This window comes from Marinobacterium marinum (assembly GCF_013868415.1).
Taxonomy (GTDB): domain Bacteria; phylum Pseudomonadota; class Gammaproteobacteria; order Pseudomonadales; family Balneatricaceae; genus Marinobacterium; species Marinobacterium marinum.
Window position 1 is genome coordinate 81236 of record NZ_JACEMT010000033.1, and the last position, 17860, is coordinate 99095.

Genomic DNA, 17860 nt, shown 5'->3' on the forward strand with positions numbered 1-17860 from the left:
CAAGCTAGCCAAAGCACAGCTGCTAAACCAGCCCACTAGAGCAAAAGCAGGGTGTACAAACCAAGCAGGTATCGACAGAAGGCTAAGCAACGCCCAACCAGGCCGACCTGACAACAACAGCAGCAAAGAAGGATAAAGAGCCATAAAACCCAAGATCATAAAAAACGTCATGGCACTATTATATGGTACAGACGGCGTATATAGGAGCAGTGTTCAAAATTCTGTGTCTTTTCTTTAGACTGAACCGAAAAGAGATGACTCATGACCAAACCTGCGTTCGATATGGATGCCGCGCTTCAAGCTCTGCGTGAGAGCAAAGACCTCACCGGCAAAGACCGTATCCTGACCCCGTTGATCAAGCAACCCACCAAAGCCGCAATACAAGTAACAGCAGCGAAAGCTACCTGAACAAAGCACAGATTACAGACCAGAGCATCGGACGCCCCCTCCAACACAACCTATAAACTCAGCAAGCCGAGTCCTGAAACTCCTGACTACCGAGCCTTTCCAAACCGACCTTTCACCCCACTTCTGGTTTTGCAAAGGTGATAAAATCCGCATCTTCCATTCCTGTCAGGAGGCGCAGTCAGCGCGGAACATCAACATGAAAGTACTGGTTATCGGCTACGTTTGGCCTGAACCTTCATCCAGCGCAGCCGGTTACCGGATGCTGGCACTGCTGAAGACTTTTCGGCAACAGGGCTGGGAAGTCACCTTTGCCAGCCCGGCGGAAAAGAGCATTCATCGCGCAAACCTGCCCTCTATGGACATTCGCGAGATCAACATCGCTCTCAATTGCAGCAGCTTCGATACATTCATTGACGAACTGCAGCCCGACCTTGTGATGTTTGACCGCTTCATGATGGAAGAACAGTTTGGCTGGCGTGTTGAAAAATACTGCCCAAACGCTATTCGCCTGCTCGACACTGAAGATCTGTCCTGCCTGCGCCACGCACGACACCAGGCCTGTAAAAAAAATGGTGAAGTCTGCCTGAATACCTTGCCGGAACAATTGTATTCCGAGCACGCCAAACGCGAAGTTGCCGCCATCCTGCGCAGCGACTTGACCCTGATGATTTCCAAAGCCGAAATTGATTTGCTGCAACAACAATTCAAGGTTGACGCAAGCCTGCTCCTGGATTGCCCTTTTATGCAGCCTCCAGTGACATCCGAGCAACAAAAGCAACGCCCACCGTTCGAACAGCGTCAGCATTTCATCGTCATTGGCAATTTTCGCCACGCCCCAAACTGGGATGCCGTACTCTGGCTCAAACACAGCATATGGCCTCTGATCCACGACCGGCTACCCGAAGCAGAATTGCATGTCTGCGGTGCCTACCCGCCACCCAAAGCCACCCAACTGCATAACCCCAAACAAGGTTTTCTGATCAAGGGATGGGTCGAAGACGTAAACAGCGTGATGCAGCAGGCTCGCGTCAATCTGGCACCGCTGCGCTTCGGAGCCGGACTGAAGGGAAAACTGGTTGACGCCCTGGCCTGTGGTACGCCTTCAATCACGACATCCGTTGGCGTCGAGGGCATGGCAGGTGATCACCACTGGCCGCAACCCGTTACCGATAGCCCCGAACAATTCGCCCTACAGGCCATTATGCTGTACACCCAAGAACACCAATGGCAGACCTCTCAACAACTGGGCTTTGAACTACACAACCGGCGTTTTGACTTCGACTGCCATGCCGGTACATTGGTATCTCGATTACAGCAGTTGAGGCAAGGCCTGGCTCAACATCGGCTCGCCAACTTTACCGGCGCCATGCTCCGACACCACAGTATGAAAAGCACCCAATACATGGCGCAATGGATTGAAGCCAAAAATAACAGGTAGGTCATCGCATGATCGATATTCAAAACGTCACGGTTTACCAGCAACAGACCCCTGTATTGCAGAATTTCTCGTTGCGTATCAAGGAAGGCGAGCGCGTCGCCATTCTCGGCCCCAACGGCGCGGGCAAAAGCACACTCCTGAAACTGATCAGCCGTGACCTCTATCCAGTGGTCACGCCCAACAGCCATGTGCGGCTGTACGGCAGTGAAGCAGTTAACCTGTGGGACCTGCGCCGCCGGATCGGCGTTGTCTCCAGCGATCTTCAGGAAGACTACACGCCTTACACGCCGGCCCTGAGTGTCATTTTGTCAGGATATTTCGGCAGCATTGGTCAACACGGACACCTGCAGCCAACAACAGCGCAGCAGCAACTGGCCGAGCAGCTATTGTCCGACATGGGACTGGCAGACTATCGACACCAGATGTATCAGCGCCTGTCCACCGGACAAAAACGACGCCTGCTGCTTGCACGCGCCCTGATTCATCAGCCCCAGGCCCTTATTCTGGATGAACCGGCCAACGGTCTCGACATGGGTGCCTCGATCACGATGCTGGAACTCATGAGATCCTTCTGCCGACAGGGCGGCTCCATGCTGATCGCAACCCATCATGTCGCCGATATCATTCCCGAAATCGACCGTGTCATTCTGCTTCGACAGGGGAAAGTCATGGCCGACGGCGCCAAGCAGGACATTCTGACCAGCACCAACCTGTCACAACTCTATGGCGTCCCGCTGGAAATCAGCCAGAAGAACCACTGGTACCACCTCTGGCACAGCCAAGCATAGACCTGCCTGGCATTATATTCTTTTTATCTAATATAAATTAATCTAAAATGACCCCGTTACATTCACACACGGGACTCACTATGAAAACAGCTCACGACCTCGTTGCTGCCGCCAAGAAACAGATTCAGGAAATACCGGTCAGCGCCGCTGACAATGCCATTCAGGCTGCCGATTTGCTGATCGACGTACGCGAACCCGAGGAATATCACAACAGCCATATTGCCGGAGCCATCAACATCCCTCGCGGCCTGCTGGAATTCAAATTCAGCAACGACGAGGCACTCACCGCCCGTGACCTGAATATTGTGCTGTACTGCAAAAACAGCGGCCGCGCAGCGCTCAGCGCACAAACCCTCGACAGCATGGGCTATCTGCACGTGCAATCCATCACTGGCGGCATTGAGGCCTGGCTGGCCGCTGACAAGCCCGTTGTTACGCCATCGCTTCCGTCGTTTGATTGAGCAGGGTCGAAACCTCGTTACACAGGTATTCGGCCGGCAGGCACTGATCCAGCTCGCCGGCCGCATACTCCAGAAAACTGCGCGCGGCATACGGCAAACGCCGATCTCGACGAACAATAAAATGCCAGTGGCTTTCGATGGGAAACCCCTTCACTGGCAAGATAACGATACCGGGATGTACCTCCGGTAATACATGCCGCGATACAACCGCCAACCCCATCCCGGCCGCCACACCGACACGAATCGCGCCGTTACTGGCCATCTGCATACCGTTGAACCACTGCGCACCCTGCCCCTGTAACCAGCTTTCAAACAACATACGCGTGGCAGACCCCGGTTCGCGCAACAGCAACCGCTCCTGCAAAATATCGTCAAGCTCCACTTCCTGCTTATGAGCCAGCGGGTGCTGCTCGGGCGCAATCACCACCAACGGATTTCGCAAAAAACGCGCCACATGCGCCTGCTCCAGCGAAGGAGGGTGACTGAAGACATAGATGTCATCCAGCTGGCGTTCAAAACGTTCCAGCAACTGCTGTCGGTTACCAATTTCGACCGTCATTTCCACTTCGGGAAAGGCCTGCGAATAGGGCCCCAGCAATTTGGGCAGGACATACTGCGCCGTATTCACCAGCGCGATACTGAAACGCCCTTTTTGTCCGCCCTTCAACTCTGCCAGATAGTCTTGAAAGTCCTCAAAGCGGCCGGTCACATCCAGTGCCGTACGATACAGCTCTCGACCCGAGTCCGTCAGCTCAAGCCGCCCTCCTCGTGACACGAAAAGAGGTTCGGCGACAGCTTCAGCCAACCGCTTCAATTGCTGAGACACCGTGGGTTGCGTCAAGTGCAGCTGCTGGGCTGCCGCTGTCACCGACCCCGTACGTACAACCGTGACATAGACTTCCAGCAGACGAAATGTGAGATGACGAAGATTCATACAGCCTCAAACATAGATAATTATCTATACGCAAGCTCGATATAATTAATTAGATTCAATGTCCTGATCAGGGCACAATTTTCGCAGTAACTGATACCAATCACCAAGGATATTTATGCCGGACATTGTCGCCATGTTTTTTTTGCTCGGTGTGGTCGCCGGGCTGGTCAAATCGGACCTAAACGTTCCCAAAGCCGCATATGACACTCTCAGCCTCCTGTTGATGCTGACCATCGGTCTGAAAGGAGGCATGGGACTGCACGGCAACCTGACGCTGAGCCTTGTCCCCGAGCTGCTGCTGGTATTGTCGCTGGGCGCCATCATCCCGCTTCTACTCTTTCCACTACTGCGTAAACTGGTACGCCTGTCACTGGCCGACAGCGCCAGCATATGCGCTCATTACGGCTCGGTCAGCGCCGGTACCTTTGCCGTTGCCCTGGCCTACACCGAAAGCCACTCGCTGATCACCGGACCCGAAGTCACCCTGTATCTGGTATTGCTGGAGTTGCCGGCCATCATGGTTGGCCTGGCACTGTTTCGCCATTTTGACCACAGCCCCGGTACCGGCCACTCCCGCACCAGCCTGCTGCATGAAACCCTGACCAATCGCAGCGTCGTACTACTGGCGGGAGGTGTCGTAATTGGCTACCTCTACGGCCCCATGAATGGCGCCTCGGTTACCGATCTGTTCACCGGAGCCTTCAAGGCCGTGCTGGCACTCTTCCTGCTGGAGATGGGACTGACTGCAGCCGAGACGCTACGCCCCATTCCTTGGAAACACTGGCGCCTGCTGACCTTTGCCTGCGTCACGCCGAGTCTGCTTGCCTGCTTCGGCATCGCTGCCGGCCTGATCCTTGAACTGCCACAAGGCACCACTCTGGTCCTGGCCAGTCTGACCGCCAGCGCTTCGTATATTGCTGTCCCTGCTGCCATGCGCGCCGCTGTTCCTCAAGCCAATATCGGACTGGCAATGCTGGCATCACTGGGGCTGACATTCCCGTTCAACGTGATCTTCGGCATCCCCTTGTACCATCAGCTATTACTTTCATTGGGCGTATAGCGTATCGGTACTGTTTCCGGCCACTATCAATCTGCGGCCGGAAACGCCTGCCGACTAGCCTGGCACCCGCTGCACTTGCATGAAGTGCTGCAGTACCCGATACAACCCGTAGGCATCCTGACTGCCCGCCAACTCACGAATGGAGTGCATGGCAAACTGGGGCACACCAATATCCAGCGTTTTCACTCCCAACTCAGCTGCCGTAATCGGCCCGATAGTGCTGCCACACGCCATATCGGTACGCACCACAAAGCTCTGCACCGGCACCTGAACCTGCTCCGCCAGATGACGGAAAAACGCACTGGTTTCACTGTTACTGGCGTAACGCTGATTGGCATTGAGCTTGATGACCGGTCCCGCATTAAGCAGCGGACCGTGATTACTGTCATGCTTGTCGCTGAAGTTGGGGTGTACGCCATGGGCGTTATCCACCGAGATCAACATGGAGCGCGCCAAAGAGCGATTGCGCCGACCCGCTTCGGGCAGCACTCGCTCCAGCCATTGTGCAAGCATGGGCCCTTGAGCCCCACAGGCACTCATGCTGCCCACTTCTTCATGATCTGTACACACCAGCACCTGCCCGATCCTGTCGTCTCGACCTTCGATCAAGGCTTGCAGACCGACAAAGCAACTCAGCAGATTATCCAGCCGCGCCGAAGCCAAAAATTCCTGCTCAAACCCAACCAGAGTCGCTCCCTGGGTATCATAAAAACACAGCTCATAATCCAGCACTGACTCAACCGATTCAACACCCTTATCCTGCAGGCGCAGTTTAAGCAACTGGCGAAAGTCAGGCTTAGTCTCGGTCTGCCCCATTACAACCGGCAAATAGGTTTGGGCGTTAATACTGCGGCTGGAGTTGGCTTCACGGTCCAGATGGATCGCCAGACTCGGCAAAACCGCGACGGGCCGCTCAAAATCCAGCAAGGCGCTGGTGATATCACCCTCCGTCGTACGATAGGTGACACGACCGGCCAGCGACAGGTCTCGATCAAACCAGGGGTTCAGTAACACGCCACCGTATACCTCCACCCCCAACTGAAAATAGCCATGACGGTGCAGTTCGGGACAAGGCTTGACCTTCAGACAGGGTGAATCCGTATGTGCTCCCACCAGACGCCACCCGTGTTCGACTGCACACCTGTCCGTTGGCTGACGCCAGGCGATAATGGAAGAATCATTACGGGTGATGTAATACCCCTGCCCCGGCTCCAAAAACCAGCGATCCGCTTCGTCCAGCGCTTGGAACCCCGCAGCTGCCAGCCTCTTGATCATGGAGTCAACAGCATGAAACGGCGTCGGAGATGCATCCAGAAAAGCACACAGCTCGGCGTTGAAATCCCTCTGCAAATTATCACTCATCATCACTGCGCCTCCTCGACCTTAATCACTTCCAGCAATTCAACCTTGAAAATCAGGGTCGAGTTAGCCGGTATATCCGGGTTTGGACTGGTTGCCCCGTACGCCTGCTCGGGTGGCAAATACAGCATGGCCGTACCGCCTTCTTGCATCTGAATCAGCCCATTTCGCCAACCGCGCACCACCTGCTTCAGAGGAAAGCGGGATGCACTACCACGCTCATAAGAGCTGTCAAAGACCTGTCCATCAACACGCCGCCCTTCATAATGAACCACTACAGTATCGGCTGCCGTCGGGCGTGCACCGGTACCTTGCACCAAATGCTCGACCTGAAGACCGCTTTCCATTACCTGCACGCCATCACGCTTAGCGTTTGCCGCAAGAAAGGCATCACCGGCCTTACGGGTATCATCATTCAATGCACGCTCCAGCCGCTCCTGACGCAAACGCTCCTGCTCCGGGTCTTCCCCACAACCTCCCAACAGCACGGCAGCCGTCAGCATCAGCGCGGCGCTTTTCCAAATCGGCATCAGTATCGACTCCGTCATTCAGAGATAAACCAATGATTTTACATTACCGGGCCCGATGACTACACTCACAAGGCTCTAGCTGACGGAACTGATGACCGTTGCTGCCGTCCTATATCAGGAACCGAGAGCAAAAACGGACTTTAGCCCTCGGGAATCAGCTCCAGCCATTCGATCCGGAGATCCGCTGCTCATGACCAAGCGATTCGCCCAGCCCTTCATTGCTGCTCTTGCCCTGACATTGTCATTAGGGGCAAGCTCGGTCAGCGCCACCCTCGCCCCGGCACCCGTGCATTCGCAGACACTGCTGGATGTGGTGACGGCTCTGCAGCAGGGACACTACAACCAGGTTACATTTGACGACCGCCTGTCCAGCGCCGTACTGGACCAGTACCTGAGCATACTGGATCCAGAACGGAGCTACTTCTATGCAGACGACATTACCGAATTCGAAGCCTTCCGCAGCCAACTGGATGACGATATTCTGGCAGGCAAGAGCAACGCGGCCTTCGTCATTTTCAACCGCTACCAGGAACGTCGCAGCGAGCGCATCGACTATATCCTGACCCAGCTGCAACACGCCGAGTGGGATTTCACCCGCGACGAAAGCCTGCCGACCTCTCGCAGCGAAGCGCCCTGGCCCGATGGCACCGCCGAGATGAACGATATCTGGCGCAAGCGCCTGAAAAGCGCAGTCCTCAGCCTGAAGCTGGCAGACAAGACCACCGACGAAGCCCGTGACATCCTGCTCAAACGCTACAAGAACCAGAAGCAGCGCATCGAACAGGCCAAAAACGACGACGTGTTTGAAAGCTTCGTCAACGCCCTGACTCACGAATTCGACCCGCATACCCAGTATTTTTCACCACAGGGATCCGAGAATTTCGAAATCAACATGAGCCTTTCGCTTGAAGGCATCGGTGCCGTTCTTCAGGCCGAAAATGACCAGACCAAGGTTGTGCGCCTGGTACCCGCCGGCCCTGCCGACAAAAGCGGACAGATCAAACCCGCCGACATCATTATCGGTGTCGGCCAGGGTGAAGATGGCGAGATCGAGGATGTTGTCGGTATGCGCCTGGATGATGTAGTCGGCAAAATTCGCGGCCCCAAAGGCACTATTGTGCGCCTGGAAATCATTCCCGCCGACGCCGTCGATCGCCAGAAGCGAAAGATCATCAAAATCGAGCGCAATAAGGTCAAACTGGAGGAACAGGCCGCCCGCAAGCGCGTTCTGGAGCTGACCCGTGATGGTAAACCCTATCGTTTGGGCGTCATCGAAGTTCCAACCTTCTACATCGATTTCGCCGCTCTGCAAAGCGGTGACCCCAACTACAAAAGCACCACCCGCGATGTGGAAAAACTGATCAACGAGCTACGCGCAGAAGATATCGATGGTCTGGTCATGGACCTGCGCAACAATGGCGGCGGCTCGCTGCGTGAGGCCAACGAACTGATCGGCCTGTTCATCCAGCGCGGACCAACCGTCCAGATTCGCGATGCCACAGGGCGTGTCGACATCCTCGGCGACTTCAACCCCAAAGTAGCCTGGGACGGCCCCTTGGCTGTCATCGTCAACCGTCTAAGCGCTTCTGCCTCAGAGATTTTTGCAGGCGCCATTCAGGACTACAGCCGCGGCATCATTGTCGGCAACCGCACCTTCGGCAAAGGCACAGTGCAAACCCTGCAGCCAATTGACCATGGCCAGGTCAAGCTGACCCATGCCAAGTTTTACCGTATTTCCGGCGACAGCACCCAGCACCGCGGTGTCGAACCGGATATCAGCTTCCCGTCGCTGTACAGCACTGAAGATATCGGTGAGAGCGCACTGGACAAAGCTCTGCCCTGGGATCAGGTACGTCCGGTTCGGCACGGGCGCTTTCCCAGTCTCAGCCCTTTCATGCAGCAACTGATTGAACGCCACCAGAAGCGTACGGAGCAGGACCCCGACTTCGTCTTCATGCGCAAACAGGTTGCACACTTGGCAGAACAGAAGGATGCTTCGACCCTGACCCTGAACGAGACCAAGCTGCGTGCCGAGCAGGCCAAAAACGAAGCCTGGATGCTGCAGGCCGAAAACGAGCGCCGCGCAGGACTTGGGCTACCCCCCATTAGTCAGCTCAGCGAAGCCGATGACAACCTGCCAACCGATGAGCAGGGGCGACCGATCAACCCCGAAGCCGAAGCCATTCTTGCGGAAAGTGGTGAAATACTGCTGGACCTGATCAATCTGTCGATCAGTCATACGGCATCCAACCTGCCACGACGCAACTCTGCTCTACCGGCGGAATAAACAGCAGTGAAAGCAGGCAAATTCGGCCTTGTTCTGCTGATTCTGATCCCCCTGATTCTGACAATCGGGGGGACAGCCAGCTACTTCGCCTATCAGGAAATGCAGACGCAACACCAGGTCAATCTGGCAGAACTGGAAAAGTTCGGCTTTGAAATGGTTCCCACCGATATCCATACCCCAACTGTCGGTGAATTGGGTGCAACTCAACTGCCCTCGACTTTCAGCGAAAAAAAACTGACCCCTACCGAACGCGTGATTCGCGGCCTGATGCGAGACAAAGAAAATCTGCTGGCTGAGCAACAGGTACTTCAGGACCAGATCACTGCGCTGCAACAGCAGGTTACCGAACTGGAAGACTACAAGCGCCTGAACCAGCATTTTGCCCCCTCAACCTTCAACGAAGAACTGGCGGAAACCAAATCCATTCTCAAAAGCTCTTTGGCCCGCATGCCCGAGTCGGAGCCCTTTGACAACACCCGCCTTGACCTGATGGCTGCCGCAGGCACTCTGGAATACCGCCGCTTCGTCAGAGCCAATCGCCTGATGCTGGAACGCCCGCATAAAGTCGTTATCATTGAGGAACTGCTGCCGGCTTACGCCTTTTGTGTCGGTAACGCTATCGATCTGGCCGCCAATAACGCAGCCGAAGAGCAACTGCTGCTCGACTGGTTCAGCTCACCCGACGGCTCACCTCTTCCCGCCGCACTGGAGGCCGACCTGAACACGCTACTGCCCGCCTGCCAACACCCCTTGCGTGAAGCGCTGCAACAAACCCTGCCCGAAACAGTTGGTCAAAATTAGCACCACGGACTGGCGTCAACGAGCATTCGCCTGTATAATTTTGCAACTTTATATTTCCCACGCTGTTTGCACATCGCCAGCCCAGTGCCGACTGGCGTGGTTATCGACAACCGACCCTGTATAGCTGGCATACAGGCTGGAAACTGCCCCTTTGTTTCACGAAGGGCAGTGACAATATAGGACACTTTCATGAGCGAAAGCTTTGCTGAACTGTTTGAAGAATCCCTGCAAGACATTGCCATGACTCCGGGCACCCTGGTAATGGGTGAAGTTGTCGACATCGACAGCGACTGGGTCACTGTTAACGCAGGCCTGAAATCTGAAGCAGTTATTCCCCGTGCGCAGTTCCTGAACGACAACAACGAACTGGAAATCCAGATCGGTGATTCCGTTAAGGTCGCACTGGAAGCGGTTGAAGACGGTTTCGGTGAAACCCGTCTGTCCCGTGAAAAAGCCAAGCGTGCTGAAGCCTGGGAAGTTCTGCAGAAGAAATTCGACGCAGAAGAAGTTGTCAAGGGTTACATCTCTGGCAAGGTCAAAGGTGGCTTCACTGTCAGCATCAACAACATCCAGGGCTTCCTGCCCGGTTCTCTGGTTGATGTTCGTCCGGTACGTGACGTTGACCACCTGGAAGGCAAAGAGCTTGATTTCAAACTGATCAAGCTGGATCCGAAACGCAACAACATCGTTGTGTCTCGTCGTGCCGTTCTGCAGGAAGCTAACAGCGCTCAACGTGAAGAGCTGCTGGCTACCCTGGAAGAAGGTCAGATCGCCAAGGGTTACGTCAAGAACCTCACCAACTACGGTGCGTTCATCGATCTGGGCGGCGTAGACGGTCTGCTGCATATCACTGATATGGCGTGGAAGCGCATCTCTCACCCGAGCGAAATGCTGAACCCGGGCGACGAGATCTCCGTCAAGATCATCAAGTTCGACAAGGAAACCAACCGCATCTCCCTCGGCCTGAAACAGCTGAGCGAAGACCCGTGGGATGACATCAAAGAACGTTACCCGGCCGGCTCCAAAGTTGCCGCTCGCGTCACCAACCTGACCGACTACGGTTGCTTTGCGTCCATCGAAGATGGCGTTGAAGGTCTGGTACACGTTTCCGAAATGTCCTGGACCAACAAGAACATCCACCCGTCCAAGATCGTCAACATCGGCGACGAAGTGGAAGTGATGATCCTGGATGTCGACGAAGAGCGTCGTCGTATCTCTCTGGGTATCAAGCAGTGCACTGCCAACCCGTGGACCTCCTTCTCCGAGCAGAACGCTGCCGGCGACAAAGTCAGCGGTACTATCAAGACCATCACTGACTTCGGTATCTTCGTGGGTCTGGACAACGACCTGGACGGCCTGGTTCACATGTCCGATATTTCTTGGGACGCTGATCCGGAAACCGCTCTGCGTCAGTTCAAGAAAGGCGACGAAGTTGAAGCCGTTATCCTGTCTATCGACGCCGAAAAAGAGCGCATCTCTCTGGGCGTCAAGCAGCTGGAAAGCGATCCGTTCGCTGAATACCTGGCCGCTAACGACAAGGGTACTATCGTAACCGGTACTGTTAAGAGCGTTGAGCCGAAAGCCGCTATCGTTGAGCTGGCTGAAGGCATTGAAGCGACTCTGAAAGTGTCTGAAATCGCTGCAGAGCGCATCGAAGACGCAACCACCGCTCTGAAAGTGGGTGAAACCGTCGAAGCCAAGATCACTGGTGTTGACCGTCGTAACCGCATCATCAACCTGTCTATCCGTGCGAAAGACCAGGCTGACGAGAAAGCGGCTATGAACGCAGTTCGCAACCAGGAAGTCGACGTTCCGGGACCGACCACTATCGGCGATCTGATCAAGCAGCAGATGGCCAACCAGAACAACTGATTTTCCTCTTCAGTTGCAACGCCAAGGGGCGCCGAAAGGCGCCCCTTTTTTATGCCACAACCCCCGCTATTCCAACCGGAAACGATACGGTATCCGGCTCTATAGTCAGCGCCCGCCGGTGCTAGTCTTCATCCAGAACATAGTCAATCAGCTGGTCTTCATGGATTTCATTATCCTTGACCTCGTACACGCTAAGCACGGATGCATTGGCTTCAATCACCGATTGACGCTCCCCCGTCAGCAGAGGATGCCAGTCGGGCAGATCTCGCTTTTCGTGAATCAAGCGATAACTGCAGGTAAACGGAAGCCAGTCAAAATTCTCGACATCTTCCGGCTGCAGGCGAATGCAGGATGGCACCAGCTCACAACGCCGCTCATACTCGGTACACTGGCAATTATCCATATCGAGCAGGTGGCAGACGACCGTCGTATAGAACACCTCTTCGGTGTCTTCATCTTCAACCTTGTGCAGACAACACAACGCACAGCCATCGCACAGCGACTCCCACTCGGGCCGAGTCATTTCATGCAACGCCTTACGCCGCCAAAACACTTCCTGCGCCATACTCAGCGCACCCCGGTTTCAGGCCGATTCTTGAACAAATCGAGCATATAGTCATCTCTTACCGGCGGCATCTGCAGGTAATATCCTCGCTCAGACACCTCATCGAGTAACTTGCCGGTATCCTTGACACGCCCCAGCTTGCGCTCGGCCGTTAATGGCATATCCATCACGTGGATCGGAGTACCAAACATCTCCTGCAGCGCTTCCGGCACACGCTCCAACTGTTCGCGCTTCTCCACGTAAAGGTACATCTCGTCCTTACGGTTACTCTTGAAAACACTGATGATTTTCATCACTCAACTCTTGTCAAACTGTTCTATTCGCGCCAGCAGCGCATCCCCGACCAGCGTCTTGCGCCAACCGGACAGACTGGGCGGCAAGCAATAATGGCCATGCTCATCATACGAGCGAATCAAGGCATCAAGGTCACGCTTGCGCAACAGCACCTCCGGCATCAGGCCATTCCGCTCCGCCGATTGACGCCCGATGGCACGCAACTGCTTCAAGCGCTTGTTCCAGACATAATGCAACGGCCGGTCAATCGCTGACGGCGGATTGGTTTCTGCCGTGACTCGGGCATTTTGAATCACCTGCAGAATTTCTGCACCGTACTCACGCACCACCCGGCCACGCTGGATGATTTTGTCCAACTGCGGCTCTGTCGCCGGCACCTTCTCGGCGATTTCCAGCAATGCCTGATTACGCAGCAGACGATTGCGCGACAGATCACAGCGGCGACAGGTCAGTTCTCGCCACGCCGCCAAATCCCGCAGCACCGCCCGATGGTAGACATCAAAATGCCAGGCCTGACTGAAACGCTGAAAATAGCCATACGGGTCCTGATCATCCTGAGCGGCCACATTTTCAGACAGGGCAGCACACTCTTCTTCCGCCCATGACAACCGTCCCTGCTGCTGCAATTGCTCACGCTGCAGCAGTGCCAGTGCCGGCAGGTAAGCCACATCAAGCGCCGCATAGTGCTCTTGCTCGGTGGTCAGCGGTCGTTGCAGCCAGTCCGATGTTGTTTCACCCTTGCCCAGCTCAACGCCCAACCGCTCCGATACCATCCGTTGCAGCCCCATGCTGAAGCCCCAGCCAACAAAGGCAGCACCGATCTGAGTATCGTACAGCGGCTCCGGCAGTACGCCGTAGCTATGGCGAAACAACTCCAAATCCTCACTGCCCGCGTGTATAACCTTCAACACTTCCGGTGCGGCCAAGACCCGCGCCAAAGGCGACATGTCAGACACCTTGAGCGGGTCGATCAGGTAACAGCCCTGCTCGTCGGCAACCTGAATCAATCCAGGAATCGGATAGAAGGTTTCCGTACGCATGAACTCCGTATCCAGCGCTACCAGCGGCTGCTTCAACCAGCGTGCGGCATGCTCGGCAAGCGCCGCATCATCCAGTATATGTACCGGGGTCGCGGCACGAGCTTCAAGGTTGCGCCAGTCATAGCGTTGGCTCAGATCACACATCAGCACTCCGTTTCAATGAACGCCGCCCGGCAAAGGCATGCGCCAGCGTTCCACCATCAACAAATTCAAGCTCGCCACCAACCGGCACACCGTGCGCGATACGGGTAATATTAACCGAGCTTTGCTGCAACTGTTCAGCAATATAGTGCGCTGTTGCCTCACCTTCGACCGTCGGATTGGTCGCCAGAATCAACTCGCTGACATTGCCCTGATCAACACGCGCAAACAACTGCTCCAGCCCCAACTCTTCCGGCCCGATGCCATCGATTGGAGACAAGTGCCCTTTCAAAACAAAATAGACACCGTTAAAGCCACCGGTCTGTTCAACCGCCATCAGATCAACCGGAGATTCCAGTACACAGATCACGGAGGCATCCCGGGTTCCATCCTCACAGACCGCACATATCTCACGCTCGGACAGGTTACGGCAGCGTCGACATTCACCGATATTCTCCACCGCCTGCTCCAGCGCTACCGACAGGCTCAAAGCACCACGTCGATCACGCTCCAGCAGGTGCAGCGCCATCCGCTGGGCCGACTTGGGGCCGACTCCGGGCAATGCGCGCAGCGCGCTGATCAGTTCTTGTAACAAGGGACTCAGGTTCATTATCAGAACGGCATCTTGAAGCCCGGCGGCATACCCATGCCACTGGTGACCTTGGACATGCGTTCCTGCGTATTCTGCTCGACCTTGCGCACAGCATCATTCACTGCCGCCGCAATCAGGTCTTCCAGAATCTCCTTGTCTTCTTCCATCAGGCTTTCGTCAATCTGCACCGCTTTGACATCATGACGGCCATTCATGGTGATCTTGACCAAGCCGGCACCAGACTCACCCTCGACTTCGGCACGTTGCACCTCTTCCTGTGCCTTCTGCATCTCTTCCTGCATTTTCTGGGCCTGCTTCATCAGGTTCCCCATGCCACCTTTCATCATGCTCATGCTCCTGTTATTCAATCAGTCAAAATCAATCGATAGGTCGTACCGAATCATAATCGATACGCGCTCCAAAATGCTCTATCAGTGTCTGCACGCACACATCAGCTTCTATCGCCTTAACGGCTTCCAGCCGTCGCTCTGCACGCTTGCGCTCAGCGCGCTGCGCTGGTGTCTCACGGGTCTGTTCAGCCTTAATAAATTCGATTCGGCAGTCACTCCCGCGAGCCTGTAACAGCGCCTCTTGAATCCGTTCACGCCGATCGCCACTGAGCAGAGCCTCCTGCTCAGGCGTGTAATGGAAACGCAGCAGCCCCACCTCTTCGACTTCCAGCGACAGGTTGCGTGCCAGACTTTCAGCCATGCCGGTCAAGCCCAGACTCGCCAACAGCTCGGCCCAACTTTCATTCTCAGGTGCCAGTGCAGCCGGCACTCCGGGCCGGCCTTCAACCATCTCCGATTGAGGCTCCGGAGCTACGCTATGCGCTGTAACCGGCCGGTCAGGGTTTTGCGCTACCGGCTGTACAGAATCAATGTCAGCCGGCCGGGACTTTTTTGGTTGCACATCCTCGTCGGCCAAATCAGGGGGCAGCGCCTCCCAGGGCGGGATATCATTCGGCGGCATTGGTGCCGGCACTTCAGGCTCAGGAGGCGCCACCGGCTGCCGTTCCGCCGACTCAGCGACCGAAGACGGCACAGCGACATCGCCGCAGGACTGTGCTTTCGGCGCTTCGGGTGCAGGGCGCTGCCCAGCCGGGCGGAATGCCAACATGCGCAGCAGGGTCATCTCCAGCCCTTCTCTTGGCTCGGGCACAAAGGGCAAGTCCTTGCGACCCATAAGGGCAACCTGATAGTACAGCTGAACCTCTTCGGCACGCATTCGCTGTGCCAACGCCATGACTTGCTCACGATCCCCCAGGCTATTATCCACCGCCGCCGGCACCACCTGCGCCAATGCAACCCGATGCAACAGACTGACAATATCACCCAACACACCGGAATAGTCCGGTGCAAACCCGGCCAGCGACTGCACGACCTCCAGCACAGCCTGAGGCTGTTGCGCTGCCACATGTTCAAGAATGCTGTATACCAACTGCTGATCAATGGTGCCCAGCATGGTGCGCACATCCGCCTCATGTACGGAACCGGCTCCAAAGGCTATCGCCTGGTCCGTCAAACTGAGAGCATCTCGCATCGAGCCATCCGCCGAACGGGCCAGCAGCCAGAGTGCAGGCGTTTCGAAGGGTATCGACTCCGCTTCCAGGACATGATCCAGATGCTGCTGAATACGCTCGGCGGTGAGGTTTTTCAGGTTGAACTGCAGGCAACGCGACAGCACGGTCATCGGCAGTTTCTGTGGATCGGTGGTTGCCAACAGGAATTTGACGTGCGGTGGCGGCTCTTCCAGTGTTTTCAACAACGCGTTGAACGAGCTGTTGGAGAGCATGTGCACCTCGTCAATGAGGTATACCTTAAAACGCCCATGGGTGGGCGCATACTGGACATTTTCCAGTAGCTCGCGAGTGTCTTCGACCTTGGTCCGCGAGGCTGCGTCGACCTCGATCAGATCGACAAAACGCCCTTCGGCAATCTCGGTACAGGCACTGCATTGCCCACAGGGCTCGGACGACACGCCCTGTTCACAATTCAGCGACTTGGCGAACAGGCGTGCAATGGAGGTCTTCCCCACCCCTCGCGTCCCGGTAAACAGATAGGCATGGTGCAACCGTCCGTCATCCAGGGCATTCACCAGCGCTTTCAGGACATGTTCCTGTCCCACCATTTCCGCAAAGCGTTTGGGCCGCCATTTACGTGCCAGTACCTGATAGCTCATGCTGCCTCGTTGCCGATTTTGAACATACTCATGGGCGCGAATCTTACCATGCTTTCCTGCCTGGTGCCGCACAACAGCGTGACGCGTCGTCGACCGATTTGTCCCGATTGGTAACGGTTTGCTTTCTCCCGCCTTTCGATTAAAACTAGACGGCTCAGCATCCCCTGGCGACGGTAGTGATGAAAACCAACAAGACTAAAAAAATAGATCGCATCGACCGCAACATCCTGACCATCCTTCAGCAGGAAGGGCGCATTTCCTACACTGAATTGGCCGACCGGGTCGGGCTGTCCACCACGCCCTGTATGGAGCGAGTCAAACGCCTCGAACGCGACGGTATTATCACGGGATACCGCGCCACGGTGAACCCGGAACGGCTGAACTACAACTTACTGGTATTTGTCGAAATCGCCTTGTCCTACCAGTCCCCCGATGCCTTTGAGCGCTTCAGCCACGCCGTCCGCACCCTGCCCTATGTGATGGAATGTCACCTGGTCTCCGGCGACGCCGATTACCTGCTCAAGGCTCGCCTGCACGACATGTCGCAGTACCGCGAACTGCTCGGCGACATGCTGCTCACGCTGCCGGGCGTCAAGAACTCCAAGTCCTATATCGTGATGGAAGAGATCAAGGAAGAAAGTACATTGCCGGTCGAAATATCCGGTTGATTATCCGAGAACATGGCGCTCATACAGGCAAATTTTCTTTGACCTCCCTGTCGCCATCATTAGTATAGAAAATGTCACGCTTTCCATAAGAAGAACTCGAGGATGCAGCCGATGACGCGACTTTCCCGCCCCCGCCCCGCGATCAACCGGCCCCTGCTTCATTGCCTTGCGACAGAACCCATCGACCTTATCGGTATCCACCGATACTGACAGATCGACTGCAAAAGAAGAAACAGAGATTTCTACCAAAAACACAGCCAACTACGTGATTATTCGGGTTTCAGGGATGAAAATCAGAAGAAAACAACACTGCATCACCGACACACACCCAGCCTCGCGCCCACACGTCCCGACTGAATGTCCGCGTCCGTGTGCGGCAATCGAGACCTTTTCACAACTGTTCGCTCCAGCTATCGCGTGCGGTTACCAACACGACCTGAT

Annotated in this window: 17 protein-coding genes and 1 pseudogene; 9 read left to right on the forward strand and 9 right to left on the reverse strand. The window is 55.5% G+C overall.

Going from position 1 to position 17860, the window contains the following annotated elements; all coding sequences use genetic code 11:
- Positions 1-261: 261 nt before the first annotated feature.
- From H1S06_RS02525 to H1S06_RS02540, 4 genes and pseudogenes are all read left to right on the forward strand, one after another.
- Positions 262-381 (forward strand): annotated as a pseudogene (locus H1S06_RS02525) (IS256 family transposase); the annotation flags it as partial.
- A gap of 223 nt (positions 382-604) precedes the next feature.
- A complete protein-coding gene (locus H1S06_RS02530; RefSeq protein WP_181736892.1) occupies positions 605-1846 on the forward strand; it encodes a glycosyltransferase in 1242 nt (413 codons plus the stop codon).
- 8 nt (positions 1847-1854) lie between these two features.
- Positions 1855-2634: an ABC transporter ATP-binding protein gene (locus H1S06_RS02535; RefSeq protein WP_181736894.1), complete on the forward strand. Its 780-nt coding sequence runs from the start codon at positions 1855-1857 to the stop codon at positions 2632-2634.
- Between the two features lie 80 nt (positions 2635-2714).
- Positions 2715-3095, forward strand: a complete 381-nt coding sequence (locus H1S06_RS02540) for a rhodanese-like domain-containing protein (protein WP_181736896.1) — start codon at positions 2715-2717, stop codon at positions 3093-3095.
- On the opposite strand, the gene H1S06_RS02545 is transcribed toward H1S06_RS02540, so the two are convergent.
- Positions 3067-4029 carry a LysR family transcriptional regulator gene (locus tag H1S06_RS02545; RefSeq protein ID WP_181736898.1) on the reverse strand — a complete coding sequence of 321 codons (963 nt, stop codon included), beginning with the start codon at positions 4027-4029 and terminating at the stop codon, positions 3067-3069. The two genes, H1S06_RS02540 and H1S06_RS02545, sit on opposite strands and share 29 nt — an antisense overlap.
- Positions 4030-4144: 115 nt before the next feature.
- Here H1S06_RS02545 and H1S06_RS02550 point away from each other — a divergent pair, with 115 nt between their 5' ends.
- Positions 4145-5089 (forward strand): sodium-dependent bicarbonate transport family permease, encoded by a 945-nt coding sequence (locus tag H1S06_RS02550; protein WP_181736900.1) that lies wholly within the window; start codon positions 4145-4147, stop codon positions 5087-5089.
- 54 nt (positions 5090-5143) lie between these two features.
- Here H1S06_RS02550 and H1S06_RS02555 read toward each other — a convergent pair whose 3' ends face one another.
- Both H1S06_RS02555 and H1S06_RS02560 read right to left on the reverse strand, forming a co-directional pair.
- The gene (locus tag H1S06_RS02555) at positions 5144-6451 is read right to left on the reverse strand and encodes a M18 family aminopeptidase (protein WP_181737110.1); all 1308 of its coding nucleotides are present in this window, start codon (positions 6449-6451) and stop codon (positions 5144-5146) included.
- 2 nt (positions 6452-6453) lie between these two features.
- Positions 6454-6978, reverse strand: a complete 525-nt coding sequence (locus H1S06_RS02560; RefSeq protein ID WP_181736902.1) for an FKBP-type peptidyl-prolyl cis-trans isomerase — start codon at positions 6976-6978, stop codon at positions 6454-6456.
- Positions 6979-7168: 190 nt separating this feature from the next.
- Here H1S06_RS02560 and H1S06_RS02565 point away from each other — a divergent pair, with 190 nt between their 5' ends.
- From H1S06_RS02565 to rpsA, 3 genes are all read left to right on the forward strand, one after another.
- Positions 7169-9265, forward strand: a complete 2097-nt coding sequence (locus H1S06_RS02565; RefSeq protein WP_181736904.1) for a carboxy terminal-processing peptidase — start codon at positions 7169-7171, stop codon at positions 9263-9265.
- 6 nt (positions 9266-9271) lie between these two features.
- Positions 9272-10066: a hypothetical protein gene (locus tag H1S06_RS02570; protein ID WP_181736906.1), complete on the forward strand. Its 795-nt coding sequence runs from the start codon at positions 9272-9274 to the stop codon at positions 10064-10066.
- A 189-nt stretch (positions 10067-10255) separates the two neighbouring features.
- Positions 10256-11938 carry a 30S ribosomal protein S1 gene (gene rpsA / locus H1S06_RS02575; RefSeq protein ID WP_181736908.1) on the forward strand — a complete coding sequence of 561 codons (1683 nt, stop codon included), beginning with the start codon at positions 10256-10258 and terminating at the stop codon, positions 11936-11938.
- Positions 11939-12059: 121 nt separating this feature from the next.
- On the opposite strand, the gene H1S06_RS02580 is transcribed toward rpsA, so the two are convergent.
- Genes H1S06_RS02580 through dnaX form a run of 6 tightly spaced genes read right to left on the reverse strand, consistent with a single transcriptional unit; the run spans position 12060 to position 16751 of the window.
- The gene (locus tag H1S06_RS02580) at positions 12060-12503 is read right to left on the reverse strand and encodes a YcgN family cysteine cluster protein (RefSeq protein WP_181736909.1); all 444 of its coding nucleotides are present in this window, start codon (positions 12501-12503) and stop codon (positions 12060-12062) included.
- Positions 12504-12505: 2 nt separating this feature from the next.
- Positions 12506-12796 carry a YcgL domain-containing protein gene (locus H1S06_RS02585; RefSeq protein WP_181736911.1) on the reverse strand — a complete coding sequence of 97 codons (291 nt, stop codon included), beginning with the start codon at positions 12794-12796 and terminating at the stop codon, positions 12506-12508.
- A 3-nt stretch (positions 12797-12799) separates the two neighbouring features.
- Positions 12800-13981: a ribonuclease D gene (rnd, locus tag H1S06_RS02590; RefSeq protein WP_181736913.1), complete on the reverse strand. Its 1182-nt coding sequence runs from the start codon at positions 13979-13981 to the stop codon at positions 12800-12802.
- A complete protein-coding gene (gene recR / locus H1S06_RS02595; protein WP_181736914.1) occupies positions 13974-14588 on the reverse strand; it encodes a recombination mediator RecR in 615 nt (204 codons plus the stop codon). The genes rnd and recR overlap by 8 nt, the downstream gene beginning before the upstream one ends.
- 2 nt (positions 14589-14590) lie before the next feature.
- A complete protein-coding gene (locus tag H1S06_RS02600) occupies positions 14591-14917 on the reverse strand; it encodes a YbaB/EbfC family nucleoid-associated protein (RefSeq protein ID WP_181736916.1) in 327 nt (108 codons plus the stop codon).
- A gap of 31 nt (positions 14918-14948) precedes the next feature.
- A complete protein-coding gene (gene dnaX, locus H1S06_RS02605) occupies positions 14949-16751 on the reverse strand; it encodes a DNA polymerase III subunit gamma/tau (protein WP_181736918.1) in 1803 nt (600 codons plus the stop codon).
- 179 nt (positions 16752-16930) lie between these two features.
- On the opposite strand from dnaX, the gene H1S06_RS02610 reads away from it, so the two are divergent.
- Positions 16931-17419: an Lrp/AsnC ligand binding domain-containing protein gene (locus H1S06_RS02610; RefSeq protein WP_181736921.1), complete on the forward strand. Its 489-nt coding sequence runs from the start codon at positions 16931-16933 to the stop codon at positions 17417-17419.
- The last annotated feature ends 441 nt before the right edge of the window (positions 17420-17860 follow it).